The sequence below is a fragment of the Streptomyces sp. NPDC058619 genome (genome assembly GCF_042717785.1).
In the GTDB taxonomy this organism is placed as follows: Bacteria; Actinomycetota; Actinomycetes; order Streptomycetales; family Streptomycetaceae; genus Streptomyces.
Genome location: NZ_JBHXQN010000009.1, coordinates 75,810 through 95,518 on the forward strand (window position 1 = coordinate 75,810; position 19,709 = coordinate 95,518).

The 19,709-nt window shown below is 73.8% G+C and carries 16 protein-coding genes and 1 pseudogene; 2 read left to right on the plus strand and 15 right to left on the minus strand.

All coding sequences use genetic code 11. The features are described 5' to 3' along the window. Positions 1-26 precede the first annotated feature (26 nt). Together ACFWTC_RS11895 and ACFWTC_RS11900 are read left to right on the plus strand one after the other, a co-directional pair. Positions 27-1,175, plus strand: coding sequence for a glycerate kinase (locus ACFWTC_RS11895; RefSeq protein WP_384027946.1), 1,149 nt, complete (start codon positions 27-29; stop codon positions 1,173-1,175). Between the two features lie 228 nt (positions 1,176-1,403). Continuing rightward, positions 1,404-4,241, plus strand: a complete 2,838-nt coding sequence (locus ACFWTC_RS11900) for a SpoIIE family protein phosphatase (RefSeq protein WP_384027945.1) — start codon at positions 1,404-1,406, stop codon at positions 4,239-4,241. Between the two features lie 90 nt (positions 4,242-4,331). Here ACFWTC_RS11900 and ACFWTC_RS11905 read toward each other — a convergent pair whose 3' ends face one another. The 15 genes and pseudogenes from ACFWTC_RS11905 to ACFWTC_RS11975 form a co-directional block, all read right to left on the minus strand. Next, positions 4,332-6,389 (minus strand): SpoIIE family protein phosphatase, encoded by a 2,058-nt coding sequence (locus ACFWTC_RS11905; protein ID WP_384027944.1) that lies wholly within the window; start codon positions 6,387-6,389, stop codon positions 4,332-4,334. A 187-nt stretch (positions 6,390-6,576) separates the two neighbouring features. After that, positions 6,577-7,995, minus strand: coding sequence for a phytoene desaturase family protein (locus ACFWTC_RS11910; protein WP_383915643.1), 1,419 nt, complete (start codon positions 7,993-7,995; stop codon positions 6,577-6,579). 67 nt (positions 7,996-8,062) lie between these two features. Further along, positions 8,063-8,887 (minus strand): inositol monophosphatase family protein, encoded by an 825-nt coding sequence (locus tag ACFWTC_RS11915; protein ID WP_383915645.1) that lies wholly within the window; start codon positions 8,885-8,887, stop codon positions 8,063-8,065. A gap of 186 nt (positions 8,888-9,073) precedes the next feature. Then, positions 9,074-9,160, minus strand: a pseudogene (locus ACFWTC_RS11920) (LuxR C-terminal-related transcriptional regulator); the annotation flags it as partial. 184 nt (positions 9,161-9,344) lie between these two features. Continuing rightward, positions 9,345-10,151: a hypothetical protein gene (locus tag ACFWTC_RS11925; RefSeq protein WP_383915647.1), complete on the minus strand. Its 807-nt coding sequence runs from the start codon at positions 10,149-10,151 to the stop codon at positions 9,345-9,347. A gap of 48 nt (positions 10,152-10,199) precedes the next feature. Then, a complete protein-coding gene (locus ACFWTC_RS11930) occupies positions 10,200-10,742 on the minus strand; it encodes a hypothetical protein (protein ID WP_383915649.1) in 543 nt (180 codons plus the stop codon). Positions 10,743-10,769: 27 nt separating this feature from the next. Further along, positions 10,770-11,447, minus strand: a complete 678-nt coding sequence (locus ACFWTC_RS11935; protein ID WP_383915651.1) for a hypothetical protein — start codon at positions 11,445-11,447, stop codon at positions 10,770-10,772. Continuing rightward, positions 11,444-11,986, minus strand: coding sequence for a hypothetical protein (locus ACFWTC_RS11940; RefSeq protein WP_384027943.1), 543 nt, complete (start codon positions 11,984-11,986; stop codon positions 11,444-11,446). The genes ACFWTC_RS11935 and ACFWTC_RS11940 overlap by 4 nt, the downstream gene beginning before the upstream one ends. After that, entirely contained in the window at positions 11,983-13,260 is a 1,278-nt protein-coding gene (locus ACFWTC_RS11945; RefSeq protein WP_383915655.1) for an MCE family protein, read from the minus strand. The genes ACFWTC_RS11940 and ACFWTC_RS11945 overlap by 4 nt, the downstream gene beginning before the upstream one ends. Continuing rightward, positions 13,257-14,528, minus strand: a complete 1,272-nt coding sequence (locus ACFWTC_RS11950) for an MCE family protein (RefSeq protein WP_383915657.1) — start codon at positions 14,526-14,528, stop codon at positions 13,257-13,259. Before ACFWTC_RS11950 ends, ACFWTC_RS11945 begins: the two co-directional genes overlap by 4 nt. After that, positions 14,525-15,553: an MCE family protein gene (locus ACFWTC_RS11955; RefSeq protein WP_383915659.1), complete on the minus strand. Its 1,029-nt coding sequence runs from the start codon at positions 15,551-15,553 to the stop codon at positions 14,525-14,527. Before ACFWTC_RS11955 ends, ACFWTC_RS11950 begins: the two co-directional genes overlap by 4 nt. Next, entirely contained in the window at positions 15,550-16,599 is a 1,050-nt protein-coding gene (locus ACFWTC_RS11960) for an MCE family protein (RefSeq protein WP_383915661.1), read from the minus strand. Before ACFWTC_RS11960 ends, ACFWTC_RS11955 begins: the two co-directional genes overlap by 4 nt. Further along, a complete protein-coding gene (locus tag ACFWTC_RS11965) occupies positions 16,596-17,651 on the minus strand; it encodes an MCE family protein (protein ID WP_384027942.1) in 1,056 nt (351 codons plus the stop codon). The genes ACFWTC_RS11960 and ACFWTC_RS11965 overlap by 4 nt, the downstream gene beginning before the upstream one ends. Next, complete coding sequence (locus tag ACFWTC_RS11970) at positions 17,648-18,901, minus strand: MCE family protein (RefSeq protein WP_384027941.1); 1,254 nt, start codon at positions 18,899-18,901, stop codon at positions 17,648-17,650. Before ACFWTC_RS11970 ends, ACFWTC_RS11965 begins: the two co-directional genes overlap by 4 nt. A 1-nt stretch (position 18,902) precedes the next feature. Further along, on the minus strand, positions 18,903-19,709 hold the full coding sequence (locus tag ACFWTC_RS11975) for an MlaE family ABC transporter permease (RefSeq protein ID WP_383915667.1): 807 nt from the start codon (positions 19,707-19,709) through the stop codon (positions 18,903-18,905).

Below are 19,709 nucleotides of genomic sequence, written 5' to 3' on the forward strand. Positions count from 1 at the left end.
ACTGTTCGACAGCAAGGGAATGGCAAGTGACGGACGGAGCAGTAACTGAGACCGCGCGCGTGCTCATCGCCGCGGACAAATTCAAGGGCTCGCTCACGGCCGTGCAGGTCGCGGAGCGGGTGACGGCCGGTCTTCGCTCGGCCGTACCGGGCGTGGAGATCGAGACCCTCCCCGTCGCGGACGGCGGCGACGGAACGGTCGCGGCCGCTGTGGCGGCCGGTTTCGAACGCCGGGAGGTACGGGTCACCGGGCCCCTCGGTGACCAGGTCACGGCCGCTTTCGCGCTGCGCGACGGCACCGCGGTGGTCGAGATGGCGGAGGCCTCCGGGCTGCAGCTGCTGCCGGCGGGCACCTTCGCGGCGCTGACCGCGACCACGTACGGCTCGGGCGAGCTGCTGAAGGCCGCCCTGGACGCGGGCGCCCGCTCGATCGTCTTCGGCGTGGGCGGCAGCGCCACCACCGACGGCGGCGCCGGCATGCTGGCCGCACTGGGCGCGGTGTTCCTGGATGCGAACGGCGAACCGGTCGGACCGGGCGGCGGCGCACTGGCCTCGCTGGCCTCCGCGGACCTGTCCGGGATCGACCCGCGCTTCGCCGACGTGGACTTCGTCCTCGCCAGCGACGTGGACAACCCCCTGACGGGCCCCAAGGGCGCGCCCGCGGTCTACGGCCCGCAGAAGGGCGCCTCGCCGCAGGACGTGGCGACCCTCGACGCGGCGCTGGCCCACTTCGCGGTGGTGCTGGAGAAGTCGATCGGGGCGAAGGCCGCCGAGTGCGCGGTGCTCCCGGGCGCGGGCGGCGCCGGCGGCATCGGATACGGGGCGCTGCTGCTCGGCGCGACGTTCCGCCCCGGCATCGAGCTGATGCTGGAGGTACTGGGCTTCGCGCCGGCGCTGGAGCGCGCCACGGTGGTCATCACCGGCGAGGGTTCGCTGGACGAGCAGACCCTGCACGGCAAGGCCCCGGCGGGCGTGGCGGCCGCCGCGCGCGCGGCGGGCAAGCCCGTGGTGGCGGTCTGCGGCCGGCTGCTGCTGAGCCAGGAGGCCCTGGAGGCTGCCGGGATCCGCCGGGCGTACCCGCTGACGGACCTGGAGCCCGACCCGGCCAAGTCCATCCCGAACGCGGGCCCCCTGCTGGAGCGGGTCGCGGCCGGCATCGCCGCCGACATCCTCTGACCGGACCCGGTTTCCGAGGACCGGCATCCCGGTCCCGGTCGCGGTGGCCGGGGCCCGGGCCCCTTCGGGGGTCCGGGTCCCGGCCGTTCCCGGGCCGGGGTGCGCGGGCCCGTACGGCGGCGGCTCCGGCACCGCCCCGGGACCCGGGCGCGGTCCCGGCGGCACCGGGCGGCCGCCGACGCCCGCGGAGCCGCCGCCAAACCACCGCGACAGTGTTAGAAATGGCTCATGACCGGACGTAAGGGTCGCCAGCCGACCGGGTGGGGTGCGCGGCTGCTCGCGCGCCTGTCCCTGGGGGTGCGCAGTGTCGCCGGTCAGGTCTTCGCCCTCCAGGCGGCCATCGTGCTGCTGCTGATCACCGCCGCCTCGGTGGCCCTGGTGGTCCAGGCCCGGTTCGACAGCCAGCGCGACGCCCGCCACCGCTCCCTCGCGGCCGCCGAGGCCTTCGCGCACGCCCCCGGCCTCCCCGAGGCCCTGCGGGCGCCGAACCCGACCGTCGAGCTCCAGCCGCTGGCCGAGGCAGCCCGCCGGGCGTCGGGGATCGACTTCCTCGCCGTCATGGACCCTTCCGGGATCCGCTACACCGACTCGCGGCCCGAGCTCATCGGCCGGCGCGCCACCGGCGACCTCGCCCGCGCCGCCGCCGGGCAGTCGTTCACCGAGTCCTTCGAGGGCGCGCCGAGCGACGCGGTCCGGGCCGTGGTGCCCGTACGGGACGCGCGCGGCGCCGTCGTCGGCCTGGTCAGCACCGGCATCGAGGTCGAGAACGTCTCCGACGTGGTCGAGGACCAGCTCCCGCTGCTGCTCGGGGCCGCCGTCTGCGCCCTGCTGCTCGGCACCGGCAGCGCCGCGCTCGTCAGCCGCCGGCTGCGGCGCCAGACGCACGGCCTGGGCGCCGCCGAGATGTCCCGGATGAGCGAGCACCACGAGGCGGTCCTGCACGCCGTGCGCGAGGGCGTGCTCATCATCGGCGCCGACGGCCGGCTGGTCCTGGCCAACGACGAGGCCCGCCGCCTCCTGGGCCTGCCCGCCGACGCCGAGCGCCGTCACGTCGCCGAACTCGGCCTCGACCCGCGCACCACCGAGCTGCTCGTCTCCGGCCGGGTCGCCACGGACGAGGTCCACCTGGCGGGCGACCGGCTGCTGGCCGTCAACGTACGGCCCACCGAGCCGTACGCGGGCCGGCCCACCGGCAGCGTCATGACCCTGCGCGACACCACCGAGCTCGCCTCGCTCTCCGGCCGGGCCGAGGTGGCCCGGGGGCGGCTCCAGCTGCTGTACGACGCCGGGGTGCGGATCGGCACGACCCTGGACGTGGTGCGGACCGCCGAGGAGCTGTCCGAGGTGGCCGTGCCGCGCTTCGCGGACTTCGTCACCGTGGAACTGCTGGAGCCGGTGCTGCGCGGGGACGAGCCCGTCCGGGCCGGCGGCGTGTACACCGAGATGCGCCGGGCGGCGATGTCCGGCGTCCGCACCGACCAGCCGCTCCAGCCCGTCGGCGACCTCATCCGCTTCGTCGTGTCGACGGCCCCGATGTCGGCGGCGCTGAACGCCGGGCACGCGGTGCTCGCGGCCGATCTGAACTCCGCCATGGGGTGGCGGGCCCAGGACGCGGCCGGGACCCGGCTGGCCCTCGACTACGGGCTGCACTCGCTGATCTCCGTACCGCTCCAGGCGCGCGGGGTGGTCCTGGGCATGGCCAACTTCTGGCGGGCCGCCGACACCCCGGAGGCGTTCGACGAGGAGGACCTGTCCTTCGCCGAGGAGCTCGGGGCGCGCGCGGCCGTCTCCATCGACAACGCCCGCCGCTACACGCGGGAGCACGCGACGGCCGTGGCGCTCCAGCGGAGCCTGCTGCCCCGGGTGCTGCCCGACCAGACGGCCGTGGACGTCGCGTTCCGGTACCTCCCGGCGAAGGCGGGGGTGGGCGGCGACTGGTTCGACGTGATCCCGCTGCCCGGGGCCCGGGTGGCACTGGTCGTCGGGGACGTCGTCGGGCACGGGGTGCACGCGGCGGCCACGATGGGCCGGCTGCGGACCGCCGTGCACAACTTCTCCACCCTGGACCTGCCGCCCGACGAGCTGCTCGGGCACCTGGACGAGCTGATCCACCGGATCGACCAGAACGAGTCCGGGCCCGGCCCGGCCGACGACGGCTCCGGCGCCGACGGCTCCGGCGGGCCCGCCGACGCCTCCGGCCCCGGTGGTCCGGAGCTCCTCGACGAGCCCGCCGCCGTCACCGGCGCCACCTGCCTGTACGCCGTCTACGACCCCGTCTCCGGTCGGTGCCTGATGGCGAGCGCCGGGCATCCGGGGCCCGCCCTGGTCCACTCCGACGGGCGCGTGGAGTACCCCGAGCTGCCGGCCGGCCTCCCCCTCGGCGTCGGCGGCATGCCCTTCGAGGCCACCGAGCTGCGGCTGCCCGAGGGGAGCCGGCTCGTGCTGTTCACCGACGGCCTGGTCGAGGACCGCGACCGGGACTTCGACACCGGGCTGATCCTGCTCGCCGAGACCCTGGCCCGGCCGGGCCGGAGCCCCGACCAGGCCTGCGCGGACGTGCTCGCCGCCCTGCTGTTCCCGACGCCGAGCGACGACATCGCCCTGCTGATCGCCGACACCCGGCGCCTGGAACCCGACCGGATCGCCGAGTGGGAGGTGCCCGGGGAGCCGTCGGCCGTGTCGCGGGTGCGCAACGCGGGCTCGGCGCAGCTCACCGCCTGGGGCCTGGAGGAGATCGCCTTCCCCGCCGAGCTGATCCTCAGCGAACTGGTCACCAACGCCATCCGGTACGGCAGCGCGCCCGTACGGGTACGCCTGCTGCGCGACCGGAGCCTGATCTGCGAGGTCTCCGACGGCAGCAGCACCTCCCCGCACCTGCGGTACGCGGCCACCACCGACGAGGGCGGGCGCGGGCTGTTCCTCGTGGCGCAGTACGCCGAGCGGTGGGGCACCCGGTACACCGAGCGCGGCAAGGTGATCTGGGCCGAGCTGCCGCTGACCGGGGGCGCGGAACCGCCCGCGGCGGCCCCGCTCGACCTGGAAGCGCTGGAGGACCTGGCCTGGTGACGCGGCCGGTGCCGGCCGGGCCGCCGGGTCCGCCTCCCGGTCCGGCCCGTGACGGGCGGCCCGTACGGGCCGCCCGTCACGGGCCACCGGTCACACGGGCAGGGTGCGGGCCAGCAGGACCGCCACGTCGTCCTGCGGGGCGCCCGGCAGCAGCCCCGCGAGGATCCCGTCGCACAGCTCCTCCAGGGGCTGCCGTACGTCCCCCAGCGCCAGCGCCAGCTGCTCCATGCCCTGGTCCAGGTCGCGGTCCCGGGCCTCGATGAGCCCGTCGGTGTACAGCGCGAGCAGCGTCCCAGCGGGCAGCGGCACCGCCTCGGTGCGGAAGTCCTGCCCCCCGGTGCCCAGCGGGGTCCCCGGCGAACCGTCGAGGAACGAGATCGTCCCGTCGGCGGTGACCACGGCCGGCGGCGGGTGGCCGGCGCGGGCGATCTCGCACACCCCCGTCACCGGGTCGTGGACGGCGTACACGCAGGTGGCCATCTCGTCCTCCCCCAGGTCGGCCACCACGGCGTCCAGCGAGCGGAGCAGCTGCGCCGGGGGCACCTCGTGGCGCGCGAGGGTCCGGACGGCCGTGCGCAGCTGCCCCATGACGGCCGCCGCGTGGATGCCGTGGCCCATGACGTCGCCGATGACCATCCCGGTCCGCCCGCCGGACAGCCGGATGACGTCGAACCAGTCCCCGCCCACGTCGTGGTCGCTGGCGGGCAGGTAGCGCCCGGTGAGCTCCAGGCCGGCGACCCGGGGCAGCTCGCTGTTGGTGAGGCTGCGCTGGAGGGTCAGGGCGGCCTGCCGCTGGCGGGTGTACATCCGGGCGTTGTCGATGTTGAGGGCCGCGCGGGCGACCAGCTCGTCGACGAGCACGCAGTCCTCCTCGTCGAACGGCTCCCGCTCGCGGACCCGGGTGACGGCGACCGCGCCCAGCACGGTCCCCCGGGCGACCAGGGGGATCAGGCGCGCGGAGCCGAGGGTGGCGAGGTAGGCGCGCAGGGCCTCGGCACGCGGGTCGGTGATCAGCGCGGGGATGTCGGAGAGGTAGAGGTTCATGGCCCGCCCGCCCTCGATGACCCGCTCGTAGACGGTGCCCCGGGGGATCTGGAAGGTCTGGCCCGCGGCGAGTTTCGCGGTGGGGGCCGTCGGGTCGGGGAACCGGGCGGCCAGCCGGCGCAGGACGCCGCGCGTGGAGGCCCCGGCGTCGTCCGGTTCGAGTACGGCCTCCAGCAGCTGGACGTCGGCCGAGTCGGCGAGCTGCGGCACCAGGACCTCGACGATCTCCTGGGCGGTCTGCTTCAGGTCCAGGGTGGTACCGATCCGGGTGCCGGCCTCGGCGAGCAGGGCGAACCGGCCCCGGGCCCGGCCCGCCTCGGCCTGGGCCCACTGGCCCTCGGTGATGTCGATGAGGGAGGCGATCACGCCGAGCGGCCGCCCGTTGCCGTCCAGCAGCGGGGCGTACGAGCAGGACCAGGTGCGGTCGTGCTCCGGGTCGGCGGGGGTCCGTCCCGTGCGGCGGACGTCGACGACGGCCGTGCCGCGGTCGAGGACCTGCCGCATCGTCGCCTCCAGCGCGATGGCGTTGACGCCGGGCACCACCTCGGTGAGCCGTTTGCCCAGGTGCCCGGCGGCGGAGACGCCGTTCATCCGGGCCAGCGCGTCGTTGACCCGCAGGAACCGCAGGTCGGTGCCGAGGGTGGCGAGGCCGATCGGCGACTGGGTGAACAGGGTCTGCAGGGCGGCGAGGGAGTCCCGCATGTGGAGGACCTCTGAGGTCTCCACGGCGATCAGCATCGCCCCGGTGCGCCCCTGGGGGTCGGCGGCGGGGACGATCCACATCTCCATGGTCACGCGGTGGCCGTCACGGTGGCGCACGGGCAGCGTCCCGACGACGGTCTCCCCGGCCTGGACGCGGCGGGTCAGGTCGTCGGCGAGCCCGCGGTTGACCTCGGGGACGAGCACGGAGCGGCCGGGGCGGCCGAGGATGTCGGCGGGGCGGTGTCCGAGCAGGTCCTGGGCGGCGAGGGACCACTCCACGATCAGCCCGTCGGCGTCTTCCCGCCACAGGGCGAGGGGGAGCAGCTCGCGGAGCACACCCGCGTACCCGACAGCCGCCGCCGGCTGGTCCGGCACCTCGCTCGTCGACTGGTAAGCGTCCAACGCACCGACCTCACCCCGGGGGGCCTGATTTCCTTCGGATTCACCCTATCCGAGGCACCGCCGGGAGGCCCTGTGTCGCGGGCGGACGGGCGGACGGCCGGCCTGCCGCGCGGACGGCCGGCCGGGCGGGGGCGCGGGTCCCTGTGCCCGGGCCCTGTGCCCGGGCCCTGTGCCCGGGCCCCGCGGCTCAGGAGCCCTGGCGCAGGTGGCGCCAGACCGCCTTGGCCGCGTTGTGGCCCGACATGCCGTGCACGCCCGGGCCCGGCGGGGTCGCCGAGGAGCAGAGGAAGACGGCCGGGTGCGCCGTCGTGTACGGGGAGAGGGTCAGCTTCGGGCGCAGCAGGAGCTGGAGCCCGGAGGCGGCGCCGCAGGCGATGTCCCCGCCGACGTAGTTGGCGTTCTTGGCGGCCAGCTGCGGCGGCCCGGCCGTGGCGCGGGCCAGCACCAGGTCGCGGAAGCCGGGTGCGAAGCGCTCCAGCTGACGCTCGACGGCGTCGGTGAGGTCGCCGTCCCAGCGCGCGGGGACGTGCCCGTACGCCCAGAACACGTGCTTGCCCTCGGGCGCCCGGCCGGGGTCGACGAGGCTGGGCTGCGCGGTGATGAGGAAGGGCGTACGGGGGGCCCGGCCGCCCGAGGCCAGCTGGAGGGCGGCGTCGATGTCCCGGCTGCGCGGCCCGATCTGGACGGTTCCGGCCCGGCGCGGTTCCTCGGCGGTCCAGGGGACGGGGCCGTCCAGCGCGTAGTCGATCTTGAAGACGGACGCGCCGTACCGGTAGCCGTCGTAGGCGTTGCCCAGGCGGGCGATGCGGGCGAGCGCGGTCGGCGAGGTGTCGAAGACGTAGGCGCGGGCCGGCGGCAGCTCGTCGAGCCGTTTCACCTCGAAGCCGGTGTGGACGGTCCCGCCGAGGTCGCGCAGGTACGCGGCGAGGGCGTCGGAGATGGACTGCGAGCCGCCGCGCGGCAGCGGCCAGCCGTTCGCGTGCGCGGCCAGGGCGAAGACCAGACCGACGGCGCCGGTGCCGATCCCGCCGAGGGGGGCGATGACGTGCGCCACGAGTCCCGCGAAGAGGGCGCGTGCGGGCTCGTCGCGGAACCGGCGCAGCAGCCAGGTGGAGGGCGGCAGCCCGGCCAGCCCGAACCGGGCGAGCGTGACGGGGTCCCGGGGCAGCGCGGTGTTCGGCAGCGACATGAAGTCCCGGGCCAGGGTGTCCCACTTGCCGAGGAACGGCGCGACCAGGCGGCGGTAGGCGCCCGCGTCGCGCGGCCCGAAGGATCCCGCCGTCTCGGCGACGGAGCGGGACAGGACGGCGGCGGTGCCGTCGTCGAAGGGGTGCGCCATGGGCAGCGGGGCGTGCAGCCACTCCAGCCCGTACCGCTTCAGGGGCATCGTGGCGAAGACCGGCGAGCCGATGCCCAGGGGGTGCACGGCCGAGCAGGGGTCGTGGCGGAAGCCGGGGAGGGTGAGCTCCTCGGTCCGCGCTCCCCCGCCGATCGAGTCGGCGGCCTCGAAGACGGCCACCGAGAGGCCGCGGCGGGCCAGTTCGACGGCGGCCGTCAGCCCGTTGGGCCCCGCCCCCACCACGACCGCATCGAGAATCGACGACACTTGCGACTCCTTCGTCCGGCGGCGCCTGCACCACCAGGATATGGCGCCCTTCGGGGCGGCCGGTCCGCTACGCGCCCCGGAGCAGTTCCCGGATGCGTATCGCGGTGGCCTCGTCCCGGCCGACCGCGAAGGGCAGCGCGTTGTCGCGGTCCACCCGGAAGGGGACCCCGTCGACCGTGCTCTGGGCCCCGCCCGCCTCGGCGACCAGCAGCAGACCGGCCGCGTGGTCCCAGGCGGAGGGCCAGGTGAAGGCCAGGCCGTCCATCTCGCCGCGGGCCACCCGCAGGTACTCCAGTCCCGCGGAACCGCAGGGGCGGGCCGCGACACCGGGCACGTCCAGCCGGGACAGGGCCCGCTTGTCCGCCTCGGAGGTGTACAGCGGGTGGGCCGTGGCGACCCGCAGGTCGGCGCCCGGGTCGGGCGAACCGCTGTGGATGCGGACACCGTTGACATACGCCCCCTGTCCGCGGACGGCCGTTGACATCTCCTCCAGCGCCGGGGCGAAGGTCCATGAGGCCAGGATCTCGCCCCGGTGGGCGAGCGCGACCAGGGTGCAGAAGGCGGGGTCCCCGTTGACGAACTGGCGGGTGCCGTCGACCGGGTCGACGATCCACACGGGGGCGTCCTCGCGCAGCGCGCCGTACACCGCCGGATCGGCGTGCACGGCCTCCTCGCCGACCACGGCCGAGCCGGGCAGCAGCCGGGTCAGGGAGGCGGTGAGGTGCTCCTCGGCCTGCCGGTCCGCGATGGTCACCAGGTCGTGCGGACCGCTCTTCTGGTCGACCTCGTGCTCGGCGAGCTGCCGGAACCTCGGCATGATCTCTACCGCCGCCGCCTTGCGGACGGCCTCTTCGACATCGGACAGGCCACGGGCCAGGAACTCATCGATCATGCCCCCAGCAAAGCACGCCCGACCGACAAACCCCACCGGCGGGCGGAACGGGCGGGCGGACACCGGGTGGCCGTCCGGTGGACCGGGACCCGCCTCCCGGGCCTCAGACGTGATTTCCCGGGCCTCAGGCGTGGCCGCCCGGTACCACCAGGCCGCTCTCGTAGGCCGCGACCCCGCCTGCGCGCGGCTCTCCAGGCCCAGCTTGCTCATGGTGCGGTTGAGGTGGCTCTTGACCGTCGCCTCGCCGATGAACAGCCGCCAGGCGATTTCCCGGGCTGCTGACCCCGGTTCCGTCGCACCGCCGCCCCCGTGGGAGCCGCACCGATGGCGCGGCCCCGCCGGGGCGGTCTTTCAGCACGTCTCGAGCGGGCGGAACCGGTCGGCGTGCGGACGGATGGGGGGCCGCCCGGGCGGACACCGGGTTCCGGCGTCACGGCGGCAGGCGCGCGGACCCGGCTCAGCGGCCGAAGGTGTCGATGCCCTCCACGAGCCAGCGCCCGTCGCGTACGACGAGGTCGAGGGCGAACATCGCGCCCGCGTAGACGCCCTGGTCCTGGGGGGCCTGCTTCTCGGTCCCCGCCGTGCCCACGCTGCTCTGGTCCGCGTAGATCAGGACGCGCGCCCGGTCTCCGTCGATGCGCTCGACCGCGCTGTCGGTGACCGTCGTGGTGACCACCGTCTTCTGCTTCCCGGCCTGGGCGAGGACGTCCCCGAAGAGGGCCCGGTGCTGGGTGACGGCCTTGCCGGTGAGCAAGGTCTTCGACGCGCTCTCGAAGGCGTCCGGCTTCGCGTGGTCGTACGAGAAGAGGGAGGCCACGGCCTTGGCGGTCTGGCCCTTGATCTCACTGGTGCGGGCGAGGTCGGTGAGCGCGGTGTTGCCGCGCACCGGATCGTCCCGCAGCGCCGCGGCCCGGCTCTGGGCGAAGCCGGCGAAGGCTCCGAGGAGGACGGTGAGGACGCAGAGGATCAGGAGGGGGGCGAGGTGCCTCCCACCGCCCCTGCCCGTGCCGGCCGCCCGGGACCCTTCGCCGCGCTCCGGCGGCTCCTGCCGCTTCGAGCCGGCGGTCTTCCGCGCCCCGTCCGCCTTCTCCGCCGGTGTCCGCGGCGGCGCGGGCGCGCGCAGGCCGCCCACGGGCGGGCGGGACGCGCCGCCGGGGGGCTCCTCCGGTCCCGTGTCCCCGGTGGCGCGCGCTGCGGGGACCGTCTGGCCGCCGACGGCCCGGCGGCGGCGCTGGCGGTTGATGAGGTGGCGGGTCGTCGACATCGTGCGTGTCCTCTCGGATGCGGGTGGCTCTCGCGGTGCGGTGGCCGGTCAGCCGGACGCCGTGCCACCCACGGGCGCCTGGCCCAGCGCGCTGAGCTTCCAGTGGGTCCCGGTGCGGGTCAGTTCACCGAGCATGCGGCTGTCCTTCTCGCTGCTCTTGTCGTCGGCCGCCTTCACCGTGATCCGCAGGGCGACCAGCACCCGGGCCCGGCCCGCGCGGTCGTCCAGTTCGGTGACGGCGCCGGACAGCACCCGGGCTGTCGTCACCGTCTTCGCAGCCTTGACCTGATTCGCGAACTCGGTTCGTCCCTGAACGAGTTGGGCGTGCAGTTCACCGGCTGTGGACGACTCCCACAGGTCGAGGCCCTGGTCAACCTTGGTGTGGTCGAGGGTGTTGAGGTTCTGCACGGCCTGTTCCGCCGCCGCGAGCGCCCGGTCGCGCTGGACGGCGTACGCGGCGGACTCGTCGTGGCTCGCCCCGTACCATCCCAGGCCGGCCCAGGCGGCGAAACCGCCCGCGATCAGGGTGAGTACGAGGGCGGCGGCCAGGATCGGCCGGGCGCCCCCGAGGGTGCGGAACGCGAGTGTCATGGGGTGGTCCCGTCTCCCGCTCATCTCTCAGCGGGCCTTGATGTCGACGATCTGCCAACGGTTCTCCTGGAACCGGGCGGTGACGGTCAGCTGGGCCGCGGCCGAGGTGGTGGCGCCCTCGTCCCGCCGCGAGGTCTGGTCGAGGAGCACCAGCAGCCGTGCGGTGTCCCCGTCCAGTTCGATCACCCCGGTGCGGACGGCCTGCGTGTTCAGGGTGATCTTCTGTGTTTCCAGGTTCGTGCGGAGCTGGGCGAACAGGTCGTCGTACTGCCGGGCGGCCCGCCCCCCGAGCACCGCCCGGGCCGATCGCGCGGTGGCGTCGGCGCCGGTGGGGGTGTACGAGAAGATCCTGGCCAGGCCGTCGCCGATCTCGGCGCTCACCCGCTCGGTGGCCACGGGGTCGGCGAGGGCGCGGTTCTGTGCGGACGGGGTGGAGCGCAGCTGGTGTGCGCCGTAGAAGGAGGCGCTCCCGCCCAGGAGCAGGACGGCGAGGGCTGCCGCGAAGGCCGTCGTGTGCCACCGGCCGCCGAAACGGGAGCCGGAGCCCCGGCCAGCCGGGGCGGCGTGGCCGTCGGAACCACCGCCGGCCCCGGCCGCCGCGGCGCTTGCACGCGCGGCCGTGTCCTGCGCGACCGGCTCCTGCGGAGCCTCCGGCGCCCCGCTCTCCGCATGCCCGTCCGTCGTCTTCCCCGGCAGCCGCGTCACTTCGCCTCGCTCCCCCCGGTGGAGGTCACGGCGCCGGCGGCGCCCGCGCCCGCCACCGGGACGGCGCTGAGCGCCCTGACCTTCCACGTGTGGTCGTCCGTGCGCTCCAGTACGGCCTCGAGCCGCTTGCGGTCGCTCGTCGTCTTCGAGCTGCCCTGGGGCGTGACGTCGACGCGCACCGTCGCGATGAGCTTCGCCGTACCAGCGCGCACGTCCAGCGCGGTGACGGCCGCCTCGGTGACGGTGGCGCGCGCCGAGGCGCCCGTCGCCGCCCGGGTGGCGCTCAGTTCGGTGTGCAGCGGCCCGGTGGAGGCGTCGCGCCACGCCTTGATCCCGGCCTCCGCGTGCTCGCGCGTGGACGCGTCCAGGGTGGTGAGCACCGCGATGTGGTCGCGGCCCTGGGCGAGGGCCTCGTCCCGCTCCCGGCTGAAGGCGAGAGCGTCGTCGGTGCGGGCCTGCGCGTACGTCCAGGCGCCGGTCCCGCAGAAGGCGAGCGCCACCGCCAGTGCCGCGCCCGCGAGGACGCGCGCCCGCGTCATCGGCCGCTCCCGGCTCCGAGGCCAAGCAGCCCGGCCATGTCGGTGGGCCCGCCGTCCTGGGACGGCAGGCCGAGCGCCCCGGGCAGGGCGGGCGCGGCCGGCGCGGCGGCGGAGCCGGAGCTGCCCGAGGGCAGGGAGCCGGGCCGGGCCGGGGTGGGGACGGCCCCGCCCTTCGGGGCGTTCGCGGAGCCGCGCACGTTCGTCCCGGACGAGGCGGCACTGGTGCAGGAGGCTCCGGTGTTCAGGGCGGGTGCGGTACCGAGGTCGAGGCCGTTGCGGTAGCGCGTACCGCCGTAACCGGAGGTACAGGGCAGGGGCTTGAAGAACGTGACGGCCATGCCGAGGTTCATCCGTCCTCCGTCGACGGTGGTGGCGCCCGCGGAGACGGCCGCGGGGAACTTCACGAGGAGTTCCTCCATGCCGCGCTGCCGGGTGACGGCGATTTCCGAGGTGGTGAGCAGGTTGGCGAGGACCACGCCGAGGCTCGGGTCGAGGTCGCGCAGGAGGCCGCTGACCTGCGTGGCCGCGTCCGGGGTGACGGCGAGGAGGCGGCGCACGTCGCTGTCGGAGCCCTTGAGGGTGAGGGCGAGGTCGCGCGCGCCGGTGGCGAAGTCGCGGATGGCCTGCCCCTCTTCGGCCTGGGTGCGCAGGACGACCTCGCCGTCGTTGATGAGGCGGGTGGTCGCGGGCAGGGAGCGGTCGGCTGCCCGGACGAACGCGCTGCCGCTGTCGATCAGGGCCTGGAGGTCGTCGCCGTGCCCCTCGAACGCCGTGCCCAGTTCGTCGACGACCGTGCGCAGCGAGTCGAGCGGAACGGACCGGGTGAGGTCGTTCATGCTGGTCAGGAGGTCGGTGACGGGAGCGGGGACCTCGGTGTCGGCTTGGTCGATACGGGCCCCCTCCGCGAGGTAGGGCCCCTGGTCGCTGCCGGGCCGCAGGTCGATGTACTGCTCGCCGACGGCGGACAGTCCGGCGACGACGGCCTTCGCGTCGGCGGGGACGCGGGCGGCCGACTTCTTGATGCGCAGCCGGGCCACGACCCCGTCGGCGGTGAGGTCGATGGCGCCGACGCGGCCCACGGAGACGCCCCGGTAGGTGACGTCCGAGTGGGGGAACAGGCCACCGGTGCGGGAGAGGTGGACGTCGACGGTGTAGTAGTCGGCGGCGCCGACGTAGCGGCCCAGGTCGGCGTAGCGGATGCCGAGGAAGCCGAGGACGAGGACGGCGATGACGAGGAACGCGAGGTTCTTCAGCCGTACGGCGAGGGTGATCACGGGGTCTTCCCTCCGGCTTGGGCTCCGGTCTCGGTGCCCGGCGCGCCCGGAGTGGCGGACGGCCCGGCCGGTGTGGCGCTCTGGACGGGCGGCAGCGGGAGCGCTGACGTCGGCTTCGCGGCCCCGGTCCCGGTCCCGGACGGGCTCTGGCGGACGGTGGTGCCCGGGTCGGCCGGAGGGGTGCCCGGGTCGGCCGGAGGGGTGGGTGTGGCCTGTGGGACGAGCGGCGGGATGACCCGCGTGCCGGGTTCGGCGGCGATGTACAGGTAGGTGTTGAGGTAGTCGCCCTTGACGCCCCGCATCACCTCGTCGGTGAAGGGGTACGTCAGCAGCGCCTGGAGGGAGTCGGGCAGGTCGGTGCCGGCGTCGGCGAGCGCCTTCAGGGTCGGCGCCAGTGCCTTGAGGTCGGCGACCATGTCGTCCTTGCTCGCGTTCACGGTGGAGACGGTGACACCGGACAGCGTGTCGAGGGCGCGCAGCATGGTGAGGAGCGAACCCCGCTGCTCCTCAAGGGACTTGAGGCCGGGCGAGAGGTCGGTGAGGATCTTGCCCACGTCCTCCTTGCGTCCGGCCAGGGTGGCGGAGAGCCGGTTGACGCCGTCGAGCGCGCGCGTGATGTCGTCCCGGTGGGCGTCGAGGTCGGTGACGAGGGTGTTGACCCGCTCCAGCATGGAGCGGACCTCGGGTTCGCGTCCGCCGAGCGCCGCGTTCAGCTCCTTGGAGATGGTCTTCAGCTGGTTGACCCCGCCGCCGTTGAGCAGCAGGGACAGGGCGCCGAAGACCTCCTCGACCTCGGTGTTGCGGCTGGTGCGGGAGAGCGGGATCGTGCTGCCGTCGGCGAGGCGCGCACCGCCCGTGTCCTTGGCGGGGGCGGTGAGTTCGATGAACTTCTCGCCGAGCAGGCTGGACTGCTGCAGGCGGGCGCCCGCGTCGGCGGGCAGGCGGATGTCGCCGTTGATCTTCATGGTGACGCGCGCCGTCCAGTCGCCGGTCCCGAGGTGGATCTCGGTGACGCGGCCGACGGCGACGTCGTTGACCTTGACCGCGGACTGCGGGACGAGGCTGAGGACGTCGGTCAGTTCGGCGGTGACCGTGTACGGGTGGGAGCCGAGGTCCGCGCCGCCGGGCAGCGGCAGGTCCTCGATGCCGTCGAAGCGGGGCAGTCCGGGGAGCACGGTCACGGTGAGCACGACGACCGCGCCCAGGGCGACGATGCCGCCGGCCTTGGCCCCGGCGCCCTTGCCGGCGAAGGGGCCGCGGCGCTTCACCGGTCCCCCTTCCCGCCGGTGGCCGAGGAACCGCCGGTCACGGGCAGCGGGAGCAGCGGTCCGCCCATGCTGATCTCGTTGAGGTTGGCCCGGCCGTCGAGGGTGCGGGTGTTCTCGTTGTACGCGCCCACCACGTTGGCCGCCGCGAGCGGGGCCACGTCCAGGGCCTCGGCGAGGGAGGCCCGCTGGTCGACGAGGGCCTGGGTGAGGGGGACGAGCCGGTCGACGTTCTGCTTCAGCTCGGCGCGGTTGTTCTGGATGAAGGTCTTCACCTGGGCCAGGGCCTTGCCGAGTTCGGCGAGGGCGCCCGCGAGGTCGTCCTTGTTGGCGGCGAAGAAGGTCACCACGTCGTCGAGGCGCTCCTGGGCGGTGCGGACGTCGCCGTCGTTGTCCTTCAGCATGGTGGTGAACGTCTGGAGCTGGCCGAGGGTGGCGAACAGGTCGTCGCTGCTGCCGTCGAGGGTCTTGGCCGCCTTGCCGAACTCACGGATGGACGTGCCGATCGCGTCACCGTTGCCCTTGAGGTTCTCGGCGCCGGTGTCGAGCAGGCCGGACAGGGCGCCGGTCGCATTGGCGCCGTCGGGGCCGAGGGCCTTGCCGAGGTCGGTGATCGAGGCGTACAGCTGGTCGATCTCGACGGGGGTGCGGTTGCGGGACGCGGCGAGCTGGGCTCCGTCGGCGAGGGCCGGGCCCGTACTGTACGCCGGGGTGAGCTGGACGTACCGGTCCGCGACGATGCTCGGGGCCACGATGACGGCCCGCGCGTCGGCCGCGACGCGGACGCCGTCGTCGAGGCGGAGGCGGACGCGTACCCGGGTGCCCTCGGGCTCCACGGACTCGACCTCGCCGACCCGCACCCCGAGGATCCTCAGGTCCGATCCGGCGTAGACGCCGACGGCGCGGTCGAAGTAGGCGGTGACACCGGTGCCGTCGGAGCCGAGGAGGCGTACGCCGACGAGGCCGCAGGCCGCGAGCACCACGATGGCGAGCCCGATGGCGAGGGGCCTTCTGGGTGTGGTCATCATTCACCGCTCCCCTTCGCCGCCGCCGGCGTCTGCTGCGGCGGCCGGCATCCGGTCTTGGGCTGCGACGCCTCGGGCAGGTAGTTCCGGGGCACGACTCCGCACAGGTAGCTGTCGAACCAGTGACCGCTGCCCAGGGTGTTGCCGACGAGCCGGTAGTACGGGCCGACGAGGGCGAGGGTCTTGTCGAGCTGGCTGCTGTTCTCCTCCAGGACCTTGGTGACGCGGCTCAGCGCCTTGAGGGTGGGTCCGAGCTGCCGGTCGTTGTCGTCGACGATGCCGCTGAGCTGCGTGCCCAGGTCCCGGCTGCCCTTGAGCAGGGCGCGGATGGCGTCACGCCGGTCCTTGAGCTCGCCGAGCAGCGAACCGCCGTCCTCCAGCAGGGTCTCGAAGCTGGACTTCTTGCCCTCCAGGGTCTTGGTGAACGTCCGGCTCCCCTGGAGGAGCCGGGTGAGCTGGGCGTCACGGCTGGAGACGGACTTGGACAGTTCGGACAGGCCGGTGGCGGCGCTGCGCACGTTGGGCGGTGAGTTCTTGAAGGTGGCGGAGATCGTCTCGAAGCTCTCGGCGAGCTTCTTGGTGTCGATGGCGTCGACGGTGCCGCTGAGGTCCTGGAACGCCTGCGTCACGTCGTACGGGGATGTGGTGCGCGCGAGCGGGATACGGCTGCGGGGGTCCTGGCGTCCGGCGCCCAGCGGGTCGAGGGCCAGGTACTTGTCGCCGAGCAGGGTCTTGATCGCGATGGCGGCGGTGGAGCGGTCGCCGATCCAGGCGTCGCCGGCCTCGAACGTCACCTTCACCTTGGGCCCGTCGAGGGCGACGCCGGTGACCGAGCCGACCTTGACCCCGGCGATGCGCACCTCGTCGCCGGTGCCGAGTCCGGCGGCCTCGGTGAAGTCGGCGCTGTAGGAGGTGCCGGTGCCGACGAACGGCAGGCGGTCCGCGTTGTAGGCGAGGACGGCGATCAGGGCGAGGACGACGAGACCGACGGCGGCCACCGCGACGGGGTTGCGGGCCTTGACGGGAGTGAACCGGGGCGGGCGGCTCATCCTCGGCACCTCGATTCGGTGACGACGATGCCGGTCGGCGGCTTGGAGCCGTCGGAGGTGCTCACACCGCTCACGCGGGCCTCGCAGAGGTAGAGGTTGAACCACGATCCGTACGAGGACAGACGGGCCAGGGCGGCCATCTTGGCCGGTGTCCTGTCGAGGAAGTCCTCGATCTGCGGCGTGTGGTCGCCGAGGGTGTTCGAGAGGCGGCCCAGTTCGCCGATGCTCTGCTTCAGGGGGGCGCGCCCGTCCTGGAGGAGTCCTGCGGTCGCGGTGGTGAGGTCGCCCATCGCCTGGACGGCCGCGCCGAGGGGTTTGCGGTCGCCGTTGAAGCCCGTGACGAGCTTCTGGAGGGTGACGACGAGATCGTCGAAGGCGGCCTCGCGGCTGTTGAGCGTGTCCAGCACGGTGTTGAGGTTGGTGACGACCTGGCCGATCACCTTGTCCTTGGCGGCGACCGTGTGCGTGAGCGAGCCGATGTGCCGGATGAGGCTGTCGACCGTGCCGCCCTCGCCCTGGAGGACCTGGATGAGCGAGCCGGCGAGATCGTTGACGTCACCCGGCGACAGGCCCTCGAAGAGCGGCTTGAACCCGTTGAAGAGCAGCGTCATGTCGAGCGCGGGTGTGGTGCGGTCCAGCGGGATGGTGGCACCGGGCCGCAGGGTGCCGCCGACATCGCCGCTGCCCCGGTCGAGGGCGATGTAGCGCTGCCCGACCATGTTGAGGTATTTCACGGCGGCGGTCACCGAGCCGGGGAGCGTGCGGTCTTCGCGGATGCGGAAGGTGACCTGGGCGGTGCGCCGGTCGACGACGCGGACGCTGGTCACCTCCCCGACCTTCACGCCGGAGATCCGGACGCTGTCGCCGTCGATGAGGCCGGTGGCGTCGGTGAACAGCGCCTTGTACGAGCGGGTGTCCGAGCTCACGCCGGTGTTGGCGATGCTGAGCGCGAGCACGGTCGTGGCGAGGGCGGTGACCAGGACGAAGATGAGGGACTTGACCAGCGGGCCGGTCAGGGGCCGCCGTCGGGTGTGGGCGAGGTCGTCCGTCACTTGAGGATCACCTCCGTGCCTCGGTAGGCGGGTCCGGCCAGCAGGCTGCTCCAGTCGGGCAGGTCGCCGGCCTGCTTCTCGGCGGCGGGCGCGAGGAGCTCGTTCAGGAAGTCGTTCTCCTGCGGGGAGTTGGCGGGTCCGAGGCTCTGCTCGGCTGCCGCCGTGGGCCGTACGGCGGGTGCGGCCGGGATGCCGAGGTAGGGCACGGGGTAGCAGCGCGGACCGCCGCCCGCGGTGTAGGAGGGGGTGTCGCGGCCGGGTGCGTACGCGCCGCGCGAGGGCACGGTGACCACGTTGACGTGCAGCCCGGGCTGGTCGGTGCCCTTGCCGAGCGCCTTGTCCATGGCCGGCACGAACTCGGCGAGGGTGCGCAGGGTGCAGGGGAAGGACGAGGAGTACTCGGCGAGCAGCTCCAGGGTGGGCCGGCCGGCGGCGCTGAGCCGGATGATGTTGTCCTTGTTCTGCCGCAGGAAGGAGGTGACGTCCTGGGCGGTGCGGGTGGTGGCCCCGAGGGTGCCGGCCAGCTCGCTCTCCTTCTCGGCGAGGGTGCCGCTGGTGGTGGTGAAGTCGGTGAGCGCCGTGACGATGTCCGGGGCCGCGTCCGCGTACAGGTTGCTGACCTTCACGAGTTCCTGGAGGTCGCGGTTGAGCGCGGGCAGCTCCGGGTTGAACTTCGCCAGGTGGGCGTCCAGTTGGGCGAGCGTGGCACCGAGCTTGTCGCCGCGCCCTTCCAGGGCCCGGGACACGGCGGACAGGGTGGCGGACAGCTTCTGCGGCTGGACGGCGGTGAGCATGGGCAGGACGTTGTCCAGGACCTGCTGGAGTTCCACGGCGTTGCTGGAGCGGTCCTCGGGGATGACGGCTCCGGCGCCGATCGGCTCCGGCGAGGGCGCCGGCGGCGGGACGAGCGCCACGAACCGTTCGCCGAACAGGGTCGTCGGCAGCATCTGGGCGCGTACGTCGGAGGGGACCCGGCCGAGGGTGCCGGGATCCATCGCGAGGGTGAGGCGGGCTCCCGTGCCGGTGGCCTCGATGGAGCGGACCTCGCCGATGACGACGCCGCGCATCTTGACCTCGGCGCCCGGGTGCATCTCGTTGCCGACGCTGCCCGTCTCGACGGTGATCGGGGCGCTGTCGGTGAACTGCTTGTCGTAGACCGCGATCGCCAGCCAGATGAGGAGGGCGGGGACCAGCAGGAAGACGACTCCGGCGAGCCGGCGGCTCAGGGTCTCACCCCGTGGGCTGCTCATCTCACCCCGCCACCTTCACGGTCGTGGTCGCGCCCCACAGGGCCAGCGACAGGAAGAAGTCGGTGATGCTGATGATCACGATGGCGTTGCGCACGGAGCGGCCCACGGCGACGCCCACCCCGGCGGGGCCGCCGGAGGCGCGGAAGCCGTAGTAGCAGTGGGCGAGGATCACCATGACGCTGAAGATGAACACCTTGAGGACCGACAGCACGACGTCCGTCGGAGAGAGGAACAGGTTGAAGTAGTGGTCGTACGTTCCCTGGGACTGGCCGTTGAACAGGACGGTCACGTAGCGCGAGGCGAGGTACGACGAGAGCAGGCCGATCGCGTAGAGCGGGATGATCGCGACGACGCCCGCGATGATGCGGGTGGTGACCAGGTACGGGATGGAGCGGATGCCCATGCCTTCGAGGGCGTCGACCTCCTCGTTGATCCGCATCGCGCCGAGCTGGGCGGTGAAGCCGGCGCCGACGGTCGCGGAGAGGGCGAGCCCGGCGACCAGGGGGGCGATCTCGCGCGTGTTGAAGTACGCGGAGATGAACCCGGTGAACGCGGCGGTGCCGATCTGGTCGAGAGCCGCGTAGCCCTGAAGGCCGACGACCGTGCCGGTGAACAGGGTCATCGCGATCATCACACCGATGGTGCCGCCGATCACCCCGAGCCCGCCGGAGCCGAAGGCCACTTCGGCGAGGAGCCGTTGGACCTCCTTGAGGTAGCGGCGCAGCGTGCGCGGGATCCAGGCCAGTGCCTTGACGTAGAACAGGAACTGGTCGCCGGACCGGTCGAGCCAGACGAACGGGGAGGCCAT

Coding starts and splice junctions, on each gene's coding strand:
- ACFWTC_RS11930 (WP_383915649.1), bottom strand. CDS start 10,742: ATGACACTCGCGTTCCGCACCCTCGGGGGCGCCCGGCCGATCCTGGCC.
- ACFWTC_RS11960 (WP_383915661.1), bottom strand. CDS start 16,599: ATGAGCCGCCCGCCCCGGTTCACTCCCGTCAAGGCCCGCAACCCCGTC.
- ACFWTC_RS11940 (WP_384027943.1), bottom strand. CDS start 11,986: ATGACGCGGGCGCGCGTCCTCGCGGGCGCGGCACTGGCGGTGGCGCTC.
- ACFWTC_RS11915 (WP_383915645.1), bottom strand. CDS start 8,887: ATGATCGATGAGTTCCTGGCCCGTGGCCTGTCCGATGTCGAAGAGGCC.
- ACFWTC_RS11975 (WP_383915667.1), bottom strand. CDS start 19,709: ATGGCCTCCCCGTTCGTCTGGCTCGACCGGTCCGGCGACCAGTTCCTG.
- ACFWTC_RS11925 (WP_383915647.1), bottom strand. CDS start 10,151: ATGTCGACGACCCGCCACCTCATCAACCGCCAGCGCCGCCGCCGGGCC.
- ACFWTC_RS11900 (WP_384027945.1), top strand. CDS start 1,404: ATGACCGGACGTAAGGGTCGCCAGCCGACCGGGTGGGGTGCGCGGCTG.
- ACFWTC_RS11970 (WP_384027941.1), bottom strand. CDS start 18,901: ATGAGCAGCCCACGGGGTGAGACCCTGAGCCGCCGGCTCGCCGGAGTC.
- ACFWTC_RS11955 (WP_383915659.1), bottom strand. CDS start 15,553: ATGATGACCACACCCAGAAGGCCCCTCGCCATCGGGCTCGCCATCGTG.